The organism is Vogesella perlucida (assembly GCF_979366545.1).
This window is the reverse complement of record NZ_CEETRO010000010.1, coordinates 34559-53336: the sequence shown is the minus strand read 5'-3', so window position 1 is coordinate 53336 and position 18778 is coordinate 34559. Positions and strand designations below refer to the sequence as shown.

The 18778-nt window shown below is 58.7% G+C and carries 19 protein-coding genes; 4 read left to right on the top strand and 15 right to left on the bottom strand.

Translation table 11 applies throughout. The features are described 5' to 3' along the window. Positions 1 to 93: 93 nt before the first annotated feature. From flgL to ACZ9XP_RS14470, 12 genes are all read right to left on the bottom strand, one after another. The gene (gene flgL, locus ACZ9XP_RS14525; RefSeq protein ID WP_147684190.1) at positions 94 to 993 is read right to left on the bottom strand and encodes a flagellar hook-associated protein FlgL; all 900 of its coding nucleotides are present in this window, start codon (positions 991 to 993) and stop codon (positions 94 to 96) included. A gap of 15 nt (positions 994 to 1008) precedes the next feature. Beyond that, positions 1009 to 2886: a flagellar hook-associated protein FlgK gene (flgK, locus tag ACZ9XP_RS14520; RefSeq protein ID WP_147684192.1), complete on the bottom strand. Its 1878-nt coding sequence runs from the start codon at positions 2884 to 2886 to the stop codon at positions 1009 to 1011. Between the two features lie 51 nt (positions 2887 to 2937). Further along, positions 2938 to 3834: a flagellar assembly peptidoglycan hydrolase FlgJ gene (flgJ, locus tag ACZ9XP_RS14515; RefSeq protein ID WP_465188664.1), complete on the bottom strand. Its 897-nt coding sequence runs from the start codon at positions 3832 to 3834 to the stop codon at positions 2938 to 2940. Between the two features lie 134 nt (positions 3835 to 3968). After that, entirely contained in the window at positions 3969 to 5066 is a 1098-nt protein-coding gene (locus ACZ9XP_RS14510; protein ID WP_147684197.1) for a flagellar basal body P-ring protein FlgI, read from the bottom strand. Between the two features lie 16 nt (positions 5067 to 5082). After that, positions 5083 to 5745, bottom strand: a complete 663-nt coding sequence (locus ACZ9XP_RS14505; RefSeq protein ID WP_240803399.1) for a flagellar basal body L-ring protein FlgH — start codon at positions 5743 to 5745, stop codon at positions 5083 to 5085. Positions 5746 to 5786: 41 nt separating this feature from the next. Further along, the gene (gene flgG, locus ACZ9XP_RS14500) at positions 5787 to 6566 is read right to left on the bottom strand and encodes a flagellar basal-body rod protein FlgG (protein ID WP_147684201.1); all 780 of its coding nucleotides are present in this window, start codon (positions 6564 to 6566) and stop codon (positions 5787 to 5789) included. A 31-nt stretch (positions 6567 to 6597) separates the two neighbouring features. Continuing rightward, the gene (locus ACZ9XP_RS14495; RefSeq protein ID WP_147684203.1) at positions 6598 to 7332 is read right to left on the bottom strand and encodes a flagellar basal body rod protein FlgF; all 735 of its coding nucleotides are present in this window, start codon (positions 7330 to 7332) and stop codon (positions 6598 to 6600) included. Positions 7333 to 7355: 23 nt separating this feature from the next. Then, positions 7356 to 8642 carry a flagellar hook protein FlgE gene (flgE, locus tag ACZ9XP_RS14490; RefSeq protein ID WP_147684205.1) on the bottom strand — a complete coding sequence of 429 codons (1287 nt, stop codon included), beginning with the start codon at positions 8640 to 8642 and terminating at the stop codon, positions 7356 to 7358. Between the two features lie 29 nt (positions 8643 to 8671). After that, entirely contained in the window at positions 8672 to 9349 is a 678-nt protein-coding gene (locus ACZ9XP_RS14485) for a flagellar hook assembly protein FlgD (protein WP_465188663.1), read from the bottom strand. A 16-nt stretch (positions 9350 to 9365) separates the two neighbouring features. Continuing rightward, the gene (flgC, locus tag ACZ9XP_RS14480) at positions 9366 to 9776 is read right to left on the bottom strand and encodes a flagellar basal body rod protein FlgC (RefSeq protein WP_147684209.1); all 411 of its coding nucleotides are present in this window, start codon (positions 9774 to 9776) and stop codon (positions 9366 to 9368) included. A gap of 2 nt (positions 9777 to 9778) precedes the next feature. Next, on the bottom strand, positions 9779 to 10189 hold the full coding sequence (flgB, locus tag ACZ9XP_RS14475) for a flagellar basal body rod protein FlgB (protein WP_465188662.1): 411 nt from the start codon (positions 10187 to 10189) through the stop codon (positions 9779 to 9781). Positions 10190 to 10384: 195 nt separating this feature from the next. Further along, on the bottom strand, positions 10385 to 10804 hold the full coding sequence (locus ACZ9XP_RS14470; protein WP_147684212.1) for an OsmC family protein: 420 nt from the start codon (positions 10802 to 10804) through the stop codon (positions 10385 to 10387). Positions 10805 to 10910: 106 nt separating this feature from the next. Between ACZ9XP_RS14470 and tsaD the strand changes: the two genes are divergently transcribed. Together tsaD and ACZ9XP_RS14460 are read left to right on the top strand one after the other, a co-directional pair. Continuing rightward, a complete protein-coding gene (tsaD, locus tag ACZ9XP_RS14465) occupies positions 10911 to 11936 on the top strand; it encodes a tRNA (adenosine(37)-N6)-threonylcarbamoyltransferase complex transferase subunit TsaD (RefSeq protein ID WP_147684214.1) in 1026 nt (341 codons plus the stop codon). Positions 11937 to 12065: 129 nt separating this feature from the next. Further along, on the top strand, positions 12066 to 13979 hold the full coding sequence (locus ACZ9XP_RS14460) for an ATP-binding cassette domain-containing protein (RefSeq protein ID WP_147684216.1): 1914 nt from the start codon (positions 12066 to 12068) through the stop codon (positions 13977 to 13979). 109 nt (positions 13980 to 14088) lie between these two features. Here ACZ9XP_RS14460 and ACZ9XP_RS14455 read toward each other — a convergent pair whose 3' ends face one another. Next, on the bottom strand, positions 14089 to 14874 hold the full coding sequence (locus tag ACZ9XP_RS14455; protein ID WP_147684218.1) for a Cof-type HAD-IIB family hydrolase: 786 nt from the start codon (positions 14872 to 14874) through the stop codon (positions 14089 to 14091). 154 nt (positions 14875 to 15028) lie between these two features. On the opposite strand from ACZ9XP_RS14455, the gene ACZ9XP_RS14450 reads away from it, so the two are divergent. Continuing rightward, positions 15029 to 15811, top strand: a complete 783-nt coding sequence (locus tag ACZ9XP_RS14450) for a DeoR/GlpR family DNA-binding transcription regulator (protein ID WP_147684220.1) — start codon at positions 15029 to 15031, stop codon at positions 15809 to 15811. Between the two features lie 75 nt (positions 15812 to 15886). On the opposite strand, the gene rimO is transcribed toward ACZ9XP_RS14450, so the two are convergent. Then, positions 15887 to 17206: a 30S ribosomal protein S12 methylthiotransferase RimO gene (gene rimO / locus ACZ9XP_RS14445; protein WP_147684222.1), complete on the bottom strand. Its 1320-nt coding sequence runs from the start codon at positions 17204 to 17206 to the stop codon at positions 15887 to 15889. Between the two features lie 100 nt (positions 17207 to 17306). Further along, the gene (gene phaR, locus ACZ9XP_RS14440) at positions 17307 to 17879 is read right to left on the bottom strand and encodes a polyhydroxyalkanoate synthesis repressor PhaR (RefSeq protein WP_147684224.1); all 573 of its coding nucleotides are present in this window, start codon (positions 17877 to 17879) and stop codon (positions 17307 to 17309) included. A 216-nt stretch (positions 17880 to 18095) separates the two neighbouring features. Between phaR and ACZ9XP_RS14435 the strand changes: the two genes are divergently transcribed. Continuing rightward, positions 18096 to 18653, top strand: a complete 558-nt coding sequence (locus ACZ9XP_RS14435; protein ID WP_017509325.1) for a phasin family protein — start codon at positions 18096 to 18098, stop codon at positions 18651 to 18653. Positions 18654 to 18778: the final 125 nt, after the last annotated feature.

Below are 18778 nucleotides of genomic sequence, written 5' to 3'. Positions count from 1 at the left end.
AATGACTCCGCGTAAAGGGCAGACAAAACAATAGCGCCTACCTGTGATGAGGGGCGCTATTGTACGGCAGCAGGGGTTGGCCGCAAAGCGGAATCAGATATGGTTGAACAGCGTCAGCTGGCCGATCTGGGCATAGGTTTTCTGGCTGGTCTGCAAAGCAGTCATGGCCATCTGGAACTCCGACGTAGCCTTGGCAAAATCCAGATCGACCAAGTTACTCATCTGGCTGGCGTACTGCACAGACATGCTCTCGCCCAGTTGCTGCAGCGAGTCGATTTCCTGCTGTCGGCCACCCACGCTGGCCTGCCCGGCCAGTAGCGTGGCCAAGCCTTTATCCAGCCCGGACAAGGCAGCCTGCAAGTCTGTATTGTAGGTAGGTGACCCACTTGGCCCCAATGTCAGTGCAGCGTCGAGCGTAGTGAGTGTCGTCCACAAGCCTGGTGTGAATATATCGTTACCCACTTCGGTGACGGGTAACTCTCGACCAGATGCAATAGGCACATCCTGCCGCTGTTGATCCCCTTGGTAGATTGCCCCTGCGGCACCTGACTGCACAAAGGGAGCAACATCTTTGCGCGTACCGCCAAAGATGAAATTGCCCGAGCCATCGGAGGTGTTAGCCAGGCCGATCAGCTCTTTTACCCGCTCGCGCATCTCGTTCTGGATCGCTTTGCGGTTGTCGTTGCTCAGCGAACCATTGCCCGCCTGAATAGCCAGGGTCTTGATATTGGCAATAGTCGTCGATGCACTCTGCAACGCGGTATCGGTAATGGCCAGCAAGCTGGCTGCCGTACCCGCGTTCTTGATCTGCTGCTCGTTCATGGACTGCGACTGTGCTACCGAAACGGCCTGGGTTGCTGCTACCGGGTCATCCGACGGGCGCACAACCCTGCGTAGCGTTGAAAGCTGTTCTTGCAAATGGTTTAGCTGCGCCTGCTTGGTTTGCAGGCCATAGGTACCCAACATGTATTGGGAGTTGCTACTTACGCGCATGATTTATCCTCCCGCTTAGCGGAGCTCCAGCAAATTCTTGAACATGTCCTGCGCCACCTGAATCACGCGGCTGGACGCCTGATAGGCCTGCTGGAAACGAATCAGGTTGGCCGCTTCTTCGTCCAGGTTGACCCCGGATATTTCCTCTCGGTTCAGTGACACCTGTTGCTGCGAAGCCTCCTGCGCAGTCAGGGCAATATTGGCCACATTGGCACGGTTACCCACATAACTCACCATCTGGCCGTAGAAGGATTGCAGATTGGTGGTGGGCTTATCACTAAGCGGCGGCACCAGGTTGGACGATGCGGTAGGCGTTGGCCGCACCAGTGGCTTGGTTTGCAGGCGCGACATTTCCAGCATGTTGGCGTTGTCTTGTGCGGCAAGCGTGCCCGGTACCTTGGTGCTCAGGGTGATATCTTGTGCCGTCGTCGACACGCCCTCGGGCTTGAACTGGATATTGACCTTGTCGTTGCCGCTTTGCACCGTAAATTCATACACACCTGATTGTGTGGTTGACAGTTGTATCGCGCTGATCGTCAAGCCCGGCACAGCGGTAACGGAAAACTGTACACCCGTCGCGGCAGGGTCGTAATGCAGGTTTAGACTGCTAACCGCCGGTGTGGCCTGGGCCAGTACCTGGCTAAGGCTGGGGTTGGTATCCAGCGCTGGCGTAGTTGAGCGATGCAAGTTGGCCGTTTGCCAGATCGACGCAATACTCGGTTTGCCGGCCACCGGGTCGGCCACGTTCTTGCCCTGCAACGCGGATGACGCGGCGATTTTGGACGGGTCGGCAATAACTACGGCAAACTTGTCCAGCGCCTGGCGCATGTAGAACGCCTGCTTGTCCGGGCTGGCACCGGTGACCTCGGCAGCCGTACGCTCGGCAGTCAGATCCGCGAAGAACAAAGCCCCCGTTGCGGGCTGGCCGGTCAGGTCATAACCCAGAGCGTGCTGACGGTTGAACGCATCGGACAGCTCTACCGCCATCCGGCCCAAGTCGGTCTGGATACGACGCACATCTGTCCCCAGCACGCCCATGATGCCTTCCAGTTTGCCACCACCCATGCGGGACGGGTCGATGGCAATGGTGCCATTAACGTTGGGAATGGAAATACCAATCGAAATGGCATCCGGATCATCCGGATTTACGCGCTCCAGCACCATTTTACCCGCCTGGTCACCCAGCACCAATGCCTGACCTTGGCCAACAAAAATGCTGTAGCTGCCATCATCCTGCACCACTACATCCGTCTTGATCATGCCGTTAAGCTTCTGCACCAGGGCATCACGGCGGTCCAGCAGATCGTTTGGCAGCCTGCCGGCACCCTGCTGCAACGTGGCAATCTGCCGGTTGATGCTGGCGATCTCGGTCGAGTACGCATTAATGCTCTCTACGCTGGAGTTTGCCTGTATCGACAAGCCTTGGCGTAGCTCTTCCACCCGACCGCCAATGGCCGCAAAACGACCAGCCAGCGCCTGTGCCTGGCTGAGTACCGATTGGCGTGCAGCAGTTGAAGATGGCTGGGCATTCAGCGTTTGCATACTGCTGAAAAAGCCTTGAATCACCGACGACAAACCCGCATTGGAGTCTGCCATCAGGTTATCAAGATCCTGCAAAGACTGTGTCTGCGCATCAAGCGATGCCACCTTGGCATTCACGTCTCGCAGCTGGCCTTCGGTGAACTGATCGAAGATACGGTTTACACCCGTCAGGTTGGCACCCGTGCCCACAAAACCATACCCCTCAAACAACGGGTCGCTTGCCTTCTGCGTAGTTGTCTGACGGGTATAGCCTTGCGTATTCACGTTGCCAATATTGTGGCTGGTGGTTTCCAGTGCTGCCTTGGCCGCATTAAGACCCGTCACCGCAATACCGAAAATGCTACCGCTCATATCAATTCTCCTTAATACTGTTTATCGACAGCATTGCCAATTAATGAAGCATCAAATACTGGCAACGGTACGAATCACAGCTTGCAACTTCTGCGCGTACGCCGGGTCGGTGGCATAACCACCTCGCTGCAAGGCGGTAGCGAAACCTGCCCCGTTCTGGCCCTGATTCAGCGCCTGCTGGTAACGCGGGTTGTCTGACAGCAAACGGGCATAGTCATCAAATGCTGCCTGCAGTGACGGATAAGAACGGAATGCACCTATCTGCTTTTGCGCCACACCACCCTCGTACTCGGTGGTCATGGTCGCGACAACATCGCCTTTCCACCCTGGCGTCGCCTTGATACCGAACAGGTTGTAGCTATTGCGGCCATCCGGGTGGCGAATAGCACGCTGCCCCCAGCCTGACTCAAGCGCCGCATGCCCTACCAGTACCTCTGGTGCCACACCAAGCTTGGCTGCCGCTTGGCTGGCATGAGGAAGCATGGCGGCGACAAACGACTGTTTGTTACCGGACAAGGGCGCGTTGCTACTGCCTACTGTTTGCGCAGGTACTGCCGCAGCCTCATACGCGTCCAGGGCTTTTCTGATGACCGGCGCCGCAGGCAATGCCGGCTGGTCGGCAGCAATCTCTGCCGGCACATCCGGCAGGGATTTCAACAGGTAGCCGGACAAGGCATCGGCCAAGCCAAAACCACCGGCCTGTACCAGGGTCTGTACGATTTGCTGGTCGTACATGCCGCGATAGGTATCCATTTCCTGGCTATCTTCTTCATCACTCAATGAAGAAGCGCGCATGGACGACATCAACTGCCCCATCAGCATGGCCTCAAACTGGCCAGCCGCTTGCCGGACTGCCTCTTTGGGGTCTTTTCTTGCCAAATCGCTCATGGCCCGCGTGGCTTCCGGGTCCATCGCCAGGCGATTGGCTGTGCTGTTGTGGTTGATCATGGTGACAAATCCTTTATCGACCAAGCAAAAGAGCAAATATCAGGCCAGCTTGCCAATAGCACAAAAAAAAGGGGCGATACCGAAGGTATCGCCCACCAAAACTCCATAAATAACGGAGTGCCTATCAACTTGTGTCAAATAATCTGCAGGTCCGCCTTCAAGGCGCCAGACGATTTCATCGCCTGCAGAATCGAAACCAGATCTTGCGGGGTTGCCCCCACGGAATTCAATGCACTGACCACCTGCGACAGCGAAGCGCTACCCGGCAAGCTCAGCACCTTGCCACCATCGGCCTTGATCGCAATATCAGCCTGATTGGTGACGGTTGTCTGCCCACCACTCAAAGCTGGCGGCTGGCTGACATTACTATTGCCGTTCACCGTCACCGACAAATTACCGTGAGCGATCGCGCAGGGCTCAATCTTGACAGCACGGTTCATCACGATAGAACCAGTGCGAGCATTCACGATAACCACCGGTGAAACTTCTGCCGGTTCGACGGCAATATTTTCCAGCCGTGCCAAAAACTGGATACGGGCATTACTGTCTTGCGGCGCCCGCACCTCGATCAAGCCACCATCTACTGCCCTGGCCACACTCGGGCCAAATTCCTTGTTAACCGCCTGCACCACACGGTTAGCGGTCGTAAAATCAGACTCCTGCAGGTTGAGCGCAATCACTTCGCCACTCGCAAAAGCATTCGGCACTTCGCGCTCCACCGTTGCGCCAGCAGGGATGCGGCCAACGCTGAGGTGATTTACCTGGGCCTTGCTCCCACCCGAGGAGGCACCCGCCCCGCCCACCACGACATTACCCTGAGCGAGGGCATATATCTGGCCATCGGCACCTTTCAGTGGCGACATCAGCAGGGTACCACCACGTAAACTCTTGGCATCCCCTACCGACGACACCGTCACATCCATGGCCTGACCACGGCGCGCAAAAGGCGGGATCGTTGCCGTCAGTGTCACTGCCGCCACATTTTTCGGGTCGAGCTTGGTCCCCACGGGCACCTGCACCCCCAGCTGGTTCAGCATGCTGGCAAGCGACTGGCTGGTAAAAGGCGACGACCCTGCCTTGTCACCACTGCCATCCAGACCCACCACCAGACCATAGCCCAGCAAAGGGTTGGAACGCACACCCGCCACATTAACCAGCTCTTTCAGACGCTGTGCCGCCATGGCTTGCGAGGCCAGCAGACAAATGCCCACCACCATCCAGATACGTTTCATCGCGTGGCCCTGGCAACTAAAACGGCAGCACAGACAAGAAAACCTTCTGCAACCAGCCCGTGTCATTGTATGCGCGGCCGCGGCCCTCATTCAGCTGCTCGATCCGCGCATCGGCAATGCGGGTGGACTCTACCGTATTGCCCTGCTTGATATCGCGGGGGTTCACCACGCCGGACAGGCGGATAAACTCGTGTTCGCTGTTGATCTTCATTTGCTTCTCACCGCTCACCAGCAAGTTACCGTTGGGGTAAACATCAACCACGGTTACCGTAATGGACGAGTTGAAGGAGCTACTATTGTTACTACTGGTTTTGCCTTGCTCGCTCGCCGTGCCCGAACCACTCAGGCTGGTGCCACCCAGTTTTCTTTCCAGCGCACCCGGGAAAAATGGCAGCGACAGGTTGGCCGCAATACTGCCATTAATGCTCGAATTACGCTGCCCGGCAGAGTCTTCCTTATTGGAAGACGTCGTACTTTCACGAATCTGCACCGTGAGCAAGTCACCCACTCTTACCGGGGTTTGGTCTTCAAAAAACGGTTTGTAGTTACTGGTCTGAAAAATGGACCCATCAGTCGGCATGGCCATCGGCAGCGATTGCGGCCGAACAGACATCGGCTGATGCGTAATGGGGGCACTTTGTGTACTGCACCCCGCCAGGCCCAACAGCGCGAGCGCCATGCCTGCCATGCCTAGCCACTTAGTCATCGCCATTCCCCACATTAAAGCTGAGTCAGCCTTTGCAGCATTTCGTCAGAAGTCTTGATGGCACGCGAGTTCATTTCATAAGCACGCTGCGCCTGGATCATGCTGACCAGCTCTTCCGCCACATTAACGTTCGACTCTTCCAGAAAACCTGATTTGATCTTGCCAAAACCCAGCAAGCCGCCCGTACCGGTGACCGCGGCGCCAGATGCGGCGGTTTCCAGATACAAATTGCCACCAATCGCATCCAGGCCTGCGGGATTGATAAAATCAGCCAGCTCCAGCTGACCAGCCTGGGTACGCTCGGTTGCACCAGGTGCCAGATACGACACCGCACCATCCTCAGATACCTGATACGCCGTGCCGTCCGGCACAGAGATTTCCGGCTGTACCGGGTAACCCTCTGCCGTCTCCAGGCGCCCTGTGGCGCCACGCTGAAACTGGCCGTTACGGGTGTAGGCGGTTTGGCCATCCGGGGTTTGTACCTTGAAGAAACCACGGCCGTTTACTGCCAGGTCAAACACATTGCCCGTAGTACTCAGGCCACCTTCGGTATGCACACGCGCTGTTGCCATCGGGGCAGAGCCTAGACCCACAGTCAAACCGGTAGGCAAAGTTTCGCCGGTTTGCAGGCGAGAGCCAGGCGTACGCAGGGTCTGGTACATCAAATCTTCAAAAACTGCAGCGCTACGCTTGAAACCTTTGGTTCCCACGTTAGCCAGGTTATTGGAAATCACATCCAGACGAAACTGGCTGGATTCCATACCCGACTTGGCCGTATAAAGCGAACGCATCATAATTAAATACCTACCCGGTGTTATTTTCTATTTAGCCAACAGACAATATTTGCGTTGCCTGCTTGCCGTTTTGCTCGGCATTTTGCATCAATTTTACACTAAGATCGTAATGTTTGGCATGGCTAATCATTTGAACCAGGCTATCTACCGCATTAACATTACTACCTTCCAGATAACCGGCCCTTACTTTTACGACCGGGTCGGCATCTGCATCCTGGCCGCTATTCAGGCGAAACAAACCATCTTCGCCTTTATATACTTCATTCGCTGCCGGATTAACCAGTTTCAATTTGCCGATTTCCTGCGGCTGGCCACCATTCGCCGGGATGGCAAACAAAGTACCATCTTGCCGCAAATCCGGCAGAGAACCTTCTGGCATGACCAGCTGCCCACCATCACTAGCAATAGCCATGCCAGTTCTGGTACGCACTACACCGGCCGAATCCAGCATAAAACCGCCATCCCGGGTGTATGCCTCACCACCATTTGGCGCTTCAACGGCAAAAAAACCCGGACCGGCAATGGCAAAATCGAAATTATTGCCGGTCACCTGCATGGCACCCTGTGACAAATCGTGGCCCACGGTATTATCCACTTGATAAATACGGGTAGGCGCGCCATCACCCACTACCGGCAAGGCACGAAAAGCATTGAGCTCGGCTTTGAAACCGGTAGTGTGAATATTGGCAAGATTATTTGCCGTGGTTGCTTGCTGCAGCTCCACGTGCTTGGCACTTGTCATGGCCAGGTAAATCATCTTGTCCATATCACACTACCTATTCAATTTAATTAGCGCAGATTCAACAGGGTCTGCAGGATGGCATCCTGCGTTTTAATAGTTTGTGCGTTAGCCTGATAAAAACGCTGCGCCACAATCATATTAATCAGCTCGGCTGTAGTGTCCGCATTGGACTCTTCAATGGCAGACGATTGCAGCTTGCCAAAACTGCCCTCACCCGGAAAACCTGGCTTGGCATCACCCGACGCCGCAGTCACCGCCCAGTTGTTCTCACCATTCGGCTGCAGACCTTGAGCATTATCGAAGGTATACAGGCGTACACGGCCTACGCTTTGCGCCTGACCATTGGAGTACTTGGCAATGATATTGCCATCGTCAGCGGTTTCCACGCCCACCAACTCACCCTTGGCATTACCATCCACCTTGGCCCGGGCCACAGTAAAACTGCCGGAATACTGGGTCGTACCGGCAAGATTCACCACAATACCGGCATCACCCAGCTGGTTCGGCTGGCCAGGCACCGGCAAGTTGGCCGCAGCGGAACCACCCGGCACGGTAAACGAGAATGGCGCAGTCAGCTTACCGTCCGCAGTAAACGATACCGAACCCACGTTTTGCACAGCGTTGTTATTGAGTTTGTACGACACGTTCCAGGTGTTATTCACCGCTGGCGGGGTACCTGCCACAGCTTGGCGCTGGAAATACAGGGACACGGTGTGCGCACTACCCACTTTGTCGTACACACGCATACTGGTGGTGAAGTTGTACGTGCTGGCATCGCTAGGCGTAATGGCCGGCAGCGGGGATTTCAGCGCAGCAGGCGATGCCGTGTAATCAATCAGCGGCGATTTCTGGTCGGCATCCAGGTTGAACTGCCAGTCCAGCGCAGTAGACGGTGTACCAGGCAGGCCTGCGCGGTCGATCTTGATCGGCGCATCGTCACCACCGCCCACGGGTTCACCCACCAGGAAGTTGCCGTTGTTAACGAAATAGCCGTCTTTATCCAGCTTGAACTGGCCATTGCGAGTGTAGAAAGTGGACGTAGCTGTCGGGTCGCTCCACAGCTTGAAGAAGCCGGCACCCGAAATCGCCATATCCAGCGGGTTTTTGGTGGCCGTGATATTGCCCTGCTGGAACTGCTGCGCCACCTTGATGGTTTGCGAGCCAATACCGGACTCGGTGTCGCTCACGCCGTACAGGCTGGTGGCGTACAGGTCGGAAAATTCGGCGCGGGACGATTTGAAACCCACGGTACTGGCGTTGGAAACGTTGTTACCGATCACATCCAGTTGTTTGGCTGCGGCGTTGAGACCACTCAAACCTTGCTGAAAACTCATGATTCTCTCCTAAACTCTCACACCGCAAATCAAAGGATCTGGCTAATCTTGCTTACCGGCAAACGTTCGCCGGTAGACACTACAAACATCGGCACACCTTTTTCCCACGCCACGCTGGTGACTTTGGTCGGTGCCATCATGGTGGCATCTACCGCCGTACCATCCGCTGTCGCTTCCACTTTGAAGCTGTATTCGCCGTTAGGCTGGGTCGCACCATTCTCACCCTTGCCATCCCAGCTGAACACAAACTGACCCTGTTTCTGCGGCCCCATTTCGAAGCTATCGACGACAGCGCCGCTGCTATTGGTGACGGTTACCACCACCTGGCTGGCTGGCTTGGTGAACTCGATGGTGCCCACGGCCTTGCCATCGGTCAGCGTCAGCTTGCTATTGGGGCTCAGTACCTGGCGGCCAATCAGCATGGTGGCCAGTAGCGACTGGCTGGCTGCCTGGCTTTCAGTCATGCTCTTGACCGCTGCATTCACACTCTCCAGGCCGCTTACCGTGCTGATCTGCGCCATCTGACTGGTCATCTGGCTGTTATCCATCGGGTTCATCGGATCTTGCGCCCTCAGCTGCGTGGTCAGCAGTGTCAGGAAACGGTTCTGGATTTCAGCCGAAGAGTTACCGGTAGACGTATTACCAGTGGCCGCGGTGGGGTTCAGCGAGCTGTAATCGAAATTGGTCGAAGCAATACTGGTAGCCATGATCTAGTCCCTTGCCTTACTGGCCCAGCTGCAGGGTTTTCTGCAGCATGGTTTTGGCGGCATTCACAATCTCTACGTTGGTCTGGTAAGAACGCGACGCCGAAATCATGTCGGCCATTTCTTCCACCGGGTTCACGTTCGGCATGCGCACATAGCCTTTTTCATCTGCCAGCGGGTGGCCCGGCTGGTATTTCATGCGAAATGGCGAGGTATCCTCGGCCACGGCAGTCACGCGCACACCCGCCACCTGCGGCGTATTGGCACTCACCGGCACGGCTGTAAATACCGCATGGCGGGCACGATAGGGTTCACCAGTAGACGACGCCGTGCTTTCGGCGTTGGCAATATTGCTGGCCACCAGGTTCAGGCGCATGGACTGCGCGGTCAGTGCCGAGCCGGCAATATTGAACACATTAGACAGCGACATGATTACTGGCCTCCTTTGATGGCATCCATCAGACCGCTGATGCGCTTGTTCAGGAAGGTCAGGGTGGACTGGTATTTCATGGCGTTATCGGTAAAGGCCGAGCGCTCCACATCCATATCCACCGTGTTGCCGTCCAGGCTGCGCTGTACTGCGCTGCGGTGCTGCAGGCCACCTTCTACCGCACGGCTACCGGTGGCAGCCAGATGGCGGTTATCGGTTTGCGCCAAGGCCACCCCGCTGGCTTGCAGCGCGGCGGTCTGGCTTTTCAGCGCCTTGCCAAAGTCAAAATCCACCGCCTTGTAGCCAGGGGTATCGGCGTTAGCGATATTGCTGGCAATGACTTCGGCCCGCGCGGCGCGCAGGTCCAGCGAGCGCTGGAAGAAGTCTAGGTGGGAGGAGATTTTGTTCAGCATGGCTATTTTTCCTTGAGTCAGCCCATTTCAGCACAAAGCGTGCCAGCTTTTTTTGCCTGAAACCCTCAAGAAAAGCTGCCTGCTGCCGATTTACCGCCCCCGGCACCAACCAAGCGGCAACAGCGGCGGCAATATTTGCCGCAGCATGCAAAACGCCGCCCGCAGGCGGCGCTATCACAGACATGCCAAGCTGGCTTAGTCGTCTTCGCGAATCTCGAAGTCGTGGCTGATATCGGCGGTTTTGCCCAGCATGATGGAAGCCGAGCAGTATTTTTCGGCAGACAGGCTGATGGCACGCGCCACCACGTCCGCCTTCAGGCTGCGGCCAACCACCACAAAGTGGAAGTGGATTTTGGTAAACACTTTCGGGTCGGTATCGGCACGCTCGGCGTCCATCTCCACCCAGCAGTCACGCACGTCCTGACGCGATTTTTTCAGGATGGACAACACGTCGTAGCTGGTGCAGCCGGCCGTGCCCAGCAGCAGCAATTCCATCGGGCGCGGGCCCAGGTTACGGCCGCCACCTTCGGGTGCGCCGTCCATCACCACGGCGTGGCCACTGCCGGTTTCACCCATGAAACACACACCATCTACCCACTTCAGTCTTGCCTTCATGCTTGCTCTCCGATAGAAACAGGGCATCAGCCTAACATCGCCGATTTGGGCGGACAAAGAATCACCGGTAAAATGAAAAGATTATTTAGTTTTGAAGTGCACACACATGCTTGTTCTTGGTATCGAATCGTCCTGTGACGAAACCGGCGTCGCCCTGTACGACACCGAACGCGGCCTGATTGCCGACCAGCTGCACTCCCAGATGGCCATGCACGCCGAATACGGTGGCGTGGTGCCCGAGCTGGCCAGCCGCGACCATATCCGCCGCGTACGCCCGCTCACCGACGCCTGCCTGGCAGAAGCCGGTGTCACCCTGCAGGACATCGACGCCATTGCCTACACCCAAGGCCCCGGCCTGGGCGGTGCGCTACTGGTCGGCGCCAGCTACGCCAATGCGCTGGCCTACGGCCTGGGCAAGCCGGTAATTGCCGTGCACCACCTGGAAGGCCACCTGCTGTCGCCGCTGCTGGCCGAGCCACGCCCGGACTTTCCTTTCCTGGCGCTGCTGGTATCCGGCGGCCACACCCAGATCATGGCCGTGCGTGGCGTGGGCCAGTACGAGATTCTGGGCGAGACGCTGGACGACGCCGCCGGTGAAGCCTTCGACAAAACCGCCAAACTGCTGGGCCTGCCCTACCCCGGCGGCCCGCTGCTATCGCGCCTGGCGGAAGAAGGCGACCCGGCACGCTTCGAGCTGCCGCGCCCCATGCTGCACTCGGCCAACCTCGACATGAGCTTCTCTGGCCTGAAAACCGCCGTGCTGATGCTAAGCAAACAAGTAGAAGCCGAGCACGGCAGCATCGACGAGCAAGCGCGCAAAGACATCTGCCGCGCTTTCCAGGAAGCCATCGTCGAGGTGCTGGTAAGCAAGTGCATCAAGGCGCTGAAACAAACCGGCATGCAGCGCATCGTGGTCGCTGGCGGCGTGGGCGCCAACAAACAGCTGCGCGCCGCGCTGGACGACGCCACCCGCCGCCGCCAGTACCAGGTGTTTTACCCGCCGCTGAAGCTGTGTACCGACAACGGTGCCATGATCGCCTTTGCCGGCGCCATGCGCCTGAAATACGCCACACCGGCCGGCGGTTTTACGGTCAAGCCGCGCTGGGAACTGTCCAGCCTGCCAGCCGTATAAGCCCCCCATAAACCGCACGGGCTGACGCTGCCAGACGGCGTCGCCCGCCAACCACCACTCACCACACCGGCTGTACGCGAGCGCCGATTGTTCGTGTTTTCGGTGTGCTGCCGTGGCAAACAAGCCAACATGATCCAGCTAAAAAACCTTACCTTGCGCCGCGGCCTGAAAGAACTGCTGATTGCGGCCAACCTCACTATCAACCCCGGCAACAAGGCCGGCATCGTGGGTGCCAACGGCGCGGGCAAATCCAGCCTGTTTGCCCTGCTCAAAGGCGAGCTGCACGCTGACAGCGGCGACGCCATCGTGCCGCCACACTGGACGCTAGCCCACGTGGCGCAGGAAACCCCGGCGCTGGCGCAATCGGCGCTGGATTACGTGCTGGACGGCGACGCCGAGCTACGCGGCCTGCAGCACAAACTGGCGGCTGCGGAGGCAAGCGGCGACGGCCACGCCATTGGCAGCCTGCACGGCGAGCTGGAGCGCATCGGCGGCTACGCCGCGCCATCGCGCGCGGCCAAGCTGCTGAACGGCCTGGGCTTTGCCCCCGACAGCCACGAGCGCCCGGTATCCACCTTCTCCGGCGGCTGGCGCATGCGCCTGAACCTGGCGCAGGCACTGATGTGCCGTTCCGACCTGCTGCTGCTGGACGAACCCACCAACCACCTGGATCTGGAAACCGTGCTGTGGCTGGAAGACTGGCTGAAAGCCTACGAAGGCACGCTGCTGGTGATCTCGCACGACCGCGACTTCCTCGACAGCATCACCAGCCACATCGTGGACGTGTCCAGCCAGAGCCTTACCCTCTACACCGGCAACTACAGCCAGTTCGAGGTAATGCGCGCCGAAAAACTGTCGCGCCAGCAAGGCGACTACGAAAAGCAACAGCGCCAGATCGCGCACCTGGAATCGTTCATCACCCGTTTCAAGGCCAAGGCCAGCAAAGCGCGCCAGGCGCAAAGCCGGGTGAAGGCACTGGAAAAGCTGGAACGCATCGCGCCCGCCCACGTGGCGTCGCCGTTCGACTTCCACTTTGATACGCCCGACAACCTGCCCAACCCACTGCTGCGGCTGGATGCGGCCAACGTAGGCTACGGCAGCACCACCATCCTGCACCGGCTGGCGGTATCGGTAGAGGCCGGCAGCCGCATTGGCCTGCTGGGCGTCAACGGCGCCGGTAAATCCACGCTGGTCAAACTGCTGGCCGGCGAGCTGCCGCCACAGAGCGGCGAGCTGATCTGCGCACAAACGCTGAAAATCGGCTACTTCGCCCAGCACCAGCTGGACACGCTGCGCCCGGACGAATCGCCGCTGCGCCACATGCAACGCCTGGCACCCGAGGTACGCGAGCAGGAGCTGCGCACCTTCCTGGGCGGTTTCAACTTCCGTGGCGATATGGTCAGCGACCCGGTGGGCCCGATGTCCGGCGGCGAAAAATCGCGCCTGGCGCTGGCGATGATCGTGTGGCAAAAGCCCAATCTGCTGCTGCTGGATGAACCCACCAACCACCTGGACCTGGAAATGCGCCATGCGCTGACGCTGGCGCTGCAAGACTTTGGCGGCGCGCTGGTAGTGGTGTCGCACGACCGCTCGCTGCTGGAGTCCACCACCGACGTGTTCTGGCTGGTAGCCGACGGCACGGTGCAACCGTTCGACGGCGACCTGGAAGACTACCGCCAGTGGCGCCTGGCGCAGCTGGCCGAGGCCAACCGCCCGTCCAGCGGCGACGCGCAAGCCGTCAACCGCAAAGACCAGAAACGCCAGGAAGCCGAAGCACGGCAGAAGTTGGCCGCCGCCAAAAAACCGCTGCTGGCCAAGCTGAGCAAGCTGGAAAAATCGCTGGAAAGCCTCAGCAGTGAAAAGGCCGCACTGGATGGCTTTTTGTCCAGCGAGGACGCCTACAGCGACGCCAACAAAGCCAAGCTGGCCGACAGCATCCGCCGCCAGGGCGAGGTCGCCACACAGCTGGAAAGCGTGGAAGAAGAATGGATGCTGCTGCAGGAAGAAATCGAAGCGGTGGAACAGCAGCACGCCACCGGCTGAGCAGCCGCCATCCCGCTAGACAAGCAAAAGCCCTTGCTGCAACAGCAAGGGCTTTTTTATTGCCGGTCACGCCACAACGCGACGTGCGGCCAACCTTGCGCCTGCCGCCTCAGGCAAACCAGCGCGCCAGCGCCTGCGCCACCGCAGCCTCGGTGTGGTGGCCAATTATCGGCGCCTGCGGCACACGCTGCCGCAACGCGGCGCTGGCATTGGCCATCACGTGCGGGTGACCCACCAGGGCCAGCATCTCGGCATCGTTCAGCGCATCGCCAAAGGCAGCGCAATCTGCCGGGTCGATGTCCAGCTGCTGCAGCACGGTCAGCAGCGCACTACCCTTGCTGACACCTGGCGCCATGGCCTCCAGATAGCAGTCTTGCGAATAGGTCAACGCCAGCTGGCCCTCAAAGCGGTACAGGATATCGGCCTCGATGCGCGCCAGCAGCGCCGGCTCGCCGCAGTAAACAATCTTGGCCACGTTGCGACCGTGGTAGTCGGCCAGGCTGTCCAGCTGCTCGGCCGCCTGCGCGTACCAGTCCAGCCCGCCGCCGTGGTAGCGGCACGCCAGGCGGCGGTCGTCCAGATACAGCGCCATCTCCGCCCCCATGGCCAGCTCCGGCTGTACCAGTTTCTGCACCAGCGCCGGCGCCAGGTTGGCCGCCGCAAACAGGCTGCCATCCGGGGCATGCACGCGCGCACCATTGGCACTCAGCACCCAAGCCGGCACGCCCAGCTGCTGCAGCAAGGCCTGCACAAAGGGGTAATGGCGGCCGGTGGCCACCATGATGTGGCAGCCCGTGGCGGCAGCGCGGCGCAGGGCATCCATATTGGCCGCGAGTGGCTGCGAGTCTGCCCCCAGAAAGGTTCCATCCAGATCGGTAATCACGGCGCGTAGCATCACAGGCTCCCAAGGAATAATCTGGCATGATTGTGCACAATCATGCAAAAACAGGCAAGCACAACACCAACAAACCCGGCAACATTCGGCAAAATCTTGACCCAACCATGCCGAGTGTTGCACGATGTGGTTTTACTTTGCCCGATTACCCACCATGACCCAGCCCGCACCGCCTGGCCTGCCCAGCGACCGCCAGACTTATATCCGCCAGCGCCTGCAGCAGGATGGCCGCGTGGTGGCCACCGAGCTGGCGCAAACGCTGGGCGTGTCGGAAGACTCCATCCGCCGCGACCTGCGCGAGCTGGCCAGCAGCGGTATCTGCCAGCGCGTGTACGGCGGCGCCATCGCCATGACGCCCAACACCGGCAATTTCAGCCAGCGCAGCCACGAGAACATCGCGCGCAAGGCCAGGTTGGCCGCCGCGGCGGTACAGCTGCTGCGGCCAGGGCAATTTGTGTTTCTGGATTCCGGCACCACCAACCTGGAAATCGCCCGTGCCATCCCTGACGGGCTGCCGCTGACCATCGCCACCAATGCCATCCCCATCGCCGCCGCCCTGCTGGGGCGAACCGCGCTGGAGGTGCTGGTGGTGGGCGGCCGCATGGACCACCGCATCGGCGGCACCATGGGGAGCAGCGCCATGCTGGATATCCAGACGCTACGGCCGGACGTGTGCTTTCTGGGCACCTGCTCGCTGGATATCGAGCTAGGCGTGGGCACTACGCTGTCGGAAGAAGCGGCACTCAAGCGCGAGCTGGTGCGCCACAGCAGCCAGGTGGTGCTGTGCGTCACCAACGAAAAACTGGATACCGCCAGCCCGTTTTCGGTAGCGGCGATGGCCGATATCAGCCAGCTGGTGCTGGAGGCAGACGCCGAGCCGCACAAGCTGCAACGCCTGCGCGACTGCGGCGTGCCGGTACTGCTGGCCAGCAGCTAAGCCTACGCTGGCGGCAGGCATGAAAAAACGGCGCCGGGGTATACCGGGCGCCGTTTTTGTGACCGAGGCTTGCGCTTACACGCGCTCGCCCCACAGGTCGTGTTCGCTGGCATCCACGATCTCTACCTGCACAAAGTCACCCACGTTCAGGCCATCCGCGTCCTCGACAAATACCAGGCCATCGATTTCCGGCGCATCAGCGTAGCTGCGGCAGATCGCGGTGCCTTCTTCGTCGATTTCGTCTACCAGCACGGTCAGCGTGCGGCCAACCCTGGCGGCCAGACGGGCGGCAGAGATTTCTGCCTGCACGGCCATAAAGCGCTCCTTGCGGGCTTCTTTCACGTCTTCCGGCACCGGGTCGGCTAGCTCGTTGGCCGCCGCGCCTTCTACCGGCGAATAGGTGAAACAGCCTACGCGGTCCAGCTGCGCTTCTTCGATAAAGGCCAGCAGCTCTTCGAAGTCTTCTTCGGTTTCGCCGGGGAAACCCACGATAAAGGTGGAGCGGATCACCAGGTCCGGGCAGATCTCACGCCATTTCTTGATGCGGCCCAGCACGTTCTCGCTGTTGGCCGGGCGTTTCATCAGCTTCAGGATCTTCTGGCTGGCGTGCTGGAACGGGATATCCAGATACGGCAGGATCTTGCCTTCGGCCATCAGCGGAATGATGTCGTCCACGCTAGGGTACGGGTACACGTAGTGCAGACGCACCCAGATACCGTGCTTGCCCAGCTCTTCGCACAGCTCCAGCAGGCGGGTCTTGATGGGGCGGCCATTGTAGAAGCCCAGCTTGTATTTCTGGTCCACACCGTAGGCAGAGGTGTCTTGCGAGATGATCAGCAGCTCTTTCACGCCGGCCTTGGCCAGGTTGGCCGCTTCGGACAGCACGCTGTCGATGGCACGGCTGTCGAGGTCGCCGCGCATGGACGGAATAATGCAGAAGGTGCAGCGGTGGTTACAGCCTTCGGAAATCTTCACGTAGGCGTAGTGCTTGGGCGTCAGGCGCACGCCGATATCCGGCACCAGGTCCACAAACGGGTCGTGCGGTTTGGGCAGGTGGGTGTGTACGTGGGTCATCACTTCGTCGGTAGCGTGCGGGCCGGTAATAGCCAGCACCGACGGATGCGCTTCTTTCACCACGTCGCCCTTGGCACCCAGACAGCCGGTCACGATCACCTTGCCGTTTTCGTTGAGCGCCTCACCGATGGCATCCAGCGATTCCTGCACGGCTGCATCGATAAAACCACAGGTATTGACGACCACCAGGTCAGCACCATTGTACGTACCGGAAATTTCATAACCCTCGGCGCGCAGGCGCGTCAGGATCTGCTCGGAGTCGGAGGCGGCTTTCGGACAGCCCAGGCTCACGAAGCCTACTTTTGGAGCAATGTGCGACATGTAAACGTCAACCCTGTAGATCAATAAAGACAGAAAGCCGGGCGCTGCAGTGAGCGCCCGGCTAGATGGGGTGGATTATAAAAAATTCTGCGCAATAAAACTACTTGCCCGGCTCATCCTTGCCGTCTTCGCGCGCCGGCGGGTAGGCGGGGAAGCCAAAGCCGGTAAACATGGTACGCGCTTGTTCCTGCATACGGTTTTGCATGTCCAGGAACATATTGGTGCTCTGGTCCAGGTAGCTGGACATCATGTTCTGCATGGCCGGGCCCTGGAAATTCAGGAAATCGCCCCACAGCTTGGCACCCAGCAGCGGGTTATCGCCGTACATGGCCTTGGTCTGCTCTTGCATTTTTTGTTGCAGTTGCACAAAAACCTGCAGGTTTTTTTCCAGGAAGGGGCCCATCATGCCTTGCATGGCCTGGCCGTAGAAGCGGATGAACTGCGTCAGCACTTCGTAGCTGAACATCGGCGAGCCGCCGCTTTCTTCTTCCAGAATGATCTGCAGCAGTACGCCACGGGTAATGTCATCATGGGTTTTGGCATCCACTACCTGAATGTCCACATTGTCCAGTACCAGCTGTTTTACATCTCCCAGCGTGATATAGGAACTGGTTGCAGTATCGTACAGACGACGGTTCGGGTACTTCTTGATCACCCGTTTTTCTACGCTCATGAAACACTCTCCCAGCTTATCTGTTTTGTTGTGTGCCGCCACATTACCATAAATGCAACAGCCTAGAGCAAAACTCCTAGTCAGCCAGCCGCAGCCACGCTAACATTCGATCAGCATTGTGCATCGCACAAAAACACCGCTTCAGACGGTGCGACCACAGAACACTGCTGTGCCAATCCATGCAATCAACATCTATTGTGTTACGAGGATCCCAGTATGACTACTTCTAACGAACAATTCGCCAAACTGTCTGCAAATGGCTTCGAAGCCGCTTTCCGCGTTGCACAAATCACACTGGACAGCGCCGAGCGCTTTGCCAAACTGAGCCTGGAGCTGTCCAAACAGACTCTGGAAGAAAACGTAAAACTGGCCCGCGAGCTGGGCAGCGTAAAAGACCCGCAAGAAGCACTGTCCCGCGTGAACAAGCTGGCCGCACAAAACCTGGAACAAGCTGTGGCGAACAGCCGCAACGTTTACGACATCGTGTCGCAAACCCAGACCGAGCTGAGCAAAGTAGCCGAAAGCAATATCGCCGACCTGAACAAAACCCTGATCGGCAATGTTGAAGCCCTGACCAAAAATGCACCGGCCGGTTCCGAAGCCGCCGTGAACGCACTGAAATCCGGCCTGGCTGCCAGCGCTGCTGCTTTCAGCACCCTGAGCAAAGCCGGCCAGCAAGTGGCCGAATTTGCCGACAGCAGCGTTAAAGCCGCCACTAGCGCCACAGCCGACGCGGTAAAAGCTGCGGCCAAGCGCACTGGCCCTGCTGCCTGACAACAGGCATATGCCAAATAGAATCCCCGCCCCATGGCGGGGATTTTTCTTTGCTGCGCGCACGTAGTAGCTTGCCCGCGTAAGGGTTACAATGCGCAGCATCAAGCCAACGACTGGAAGCATTG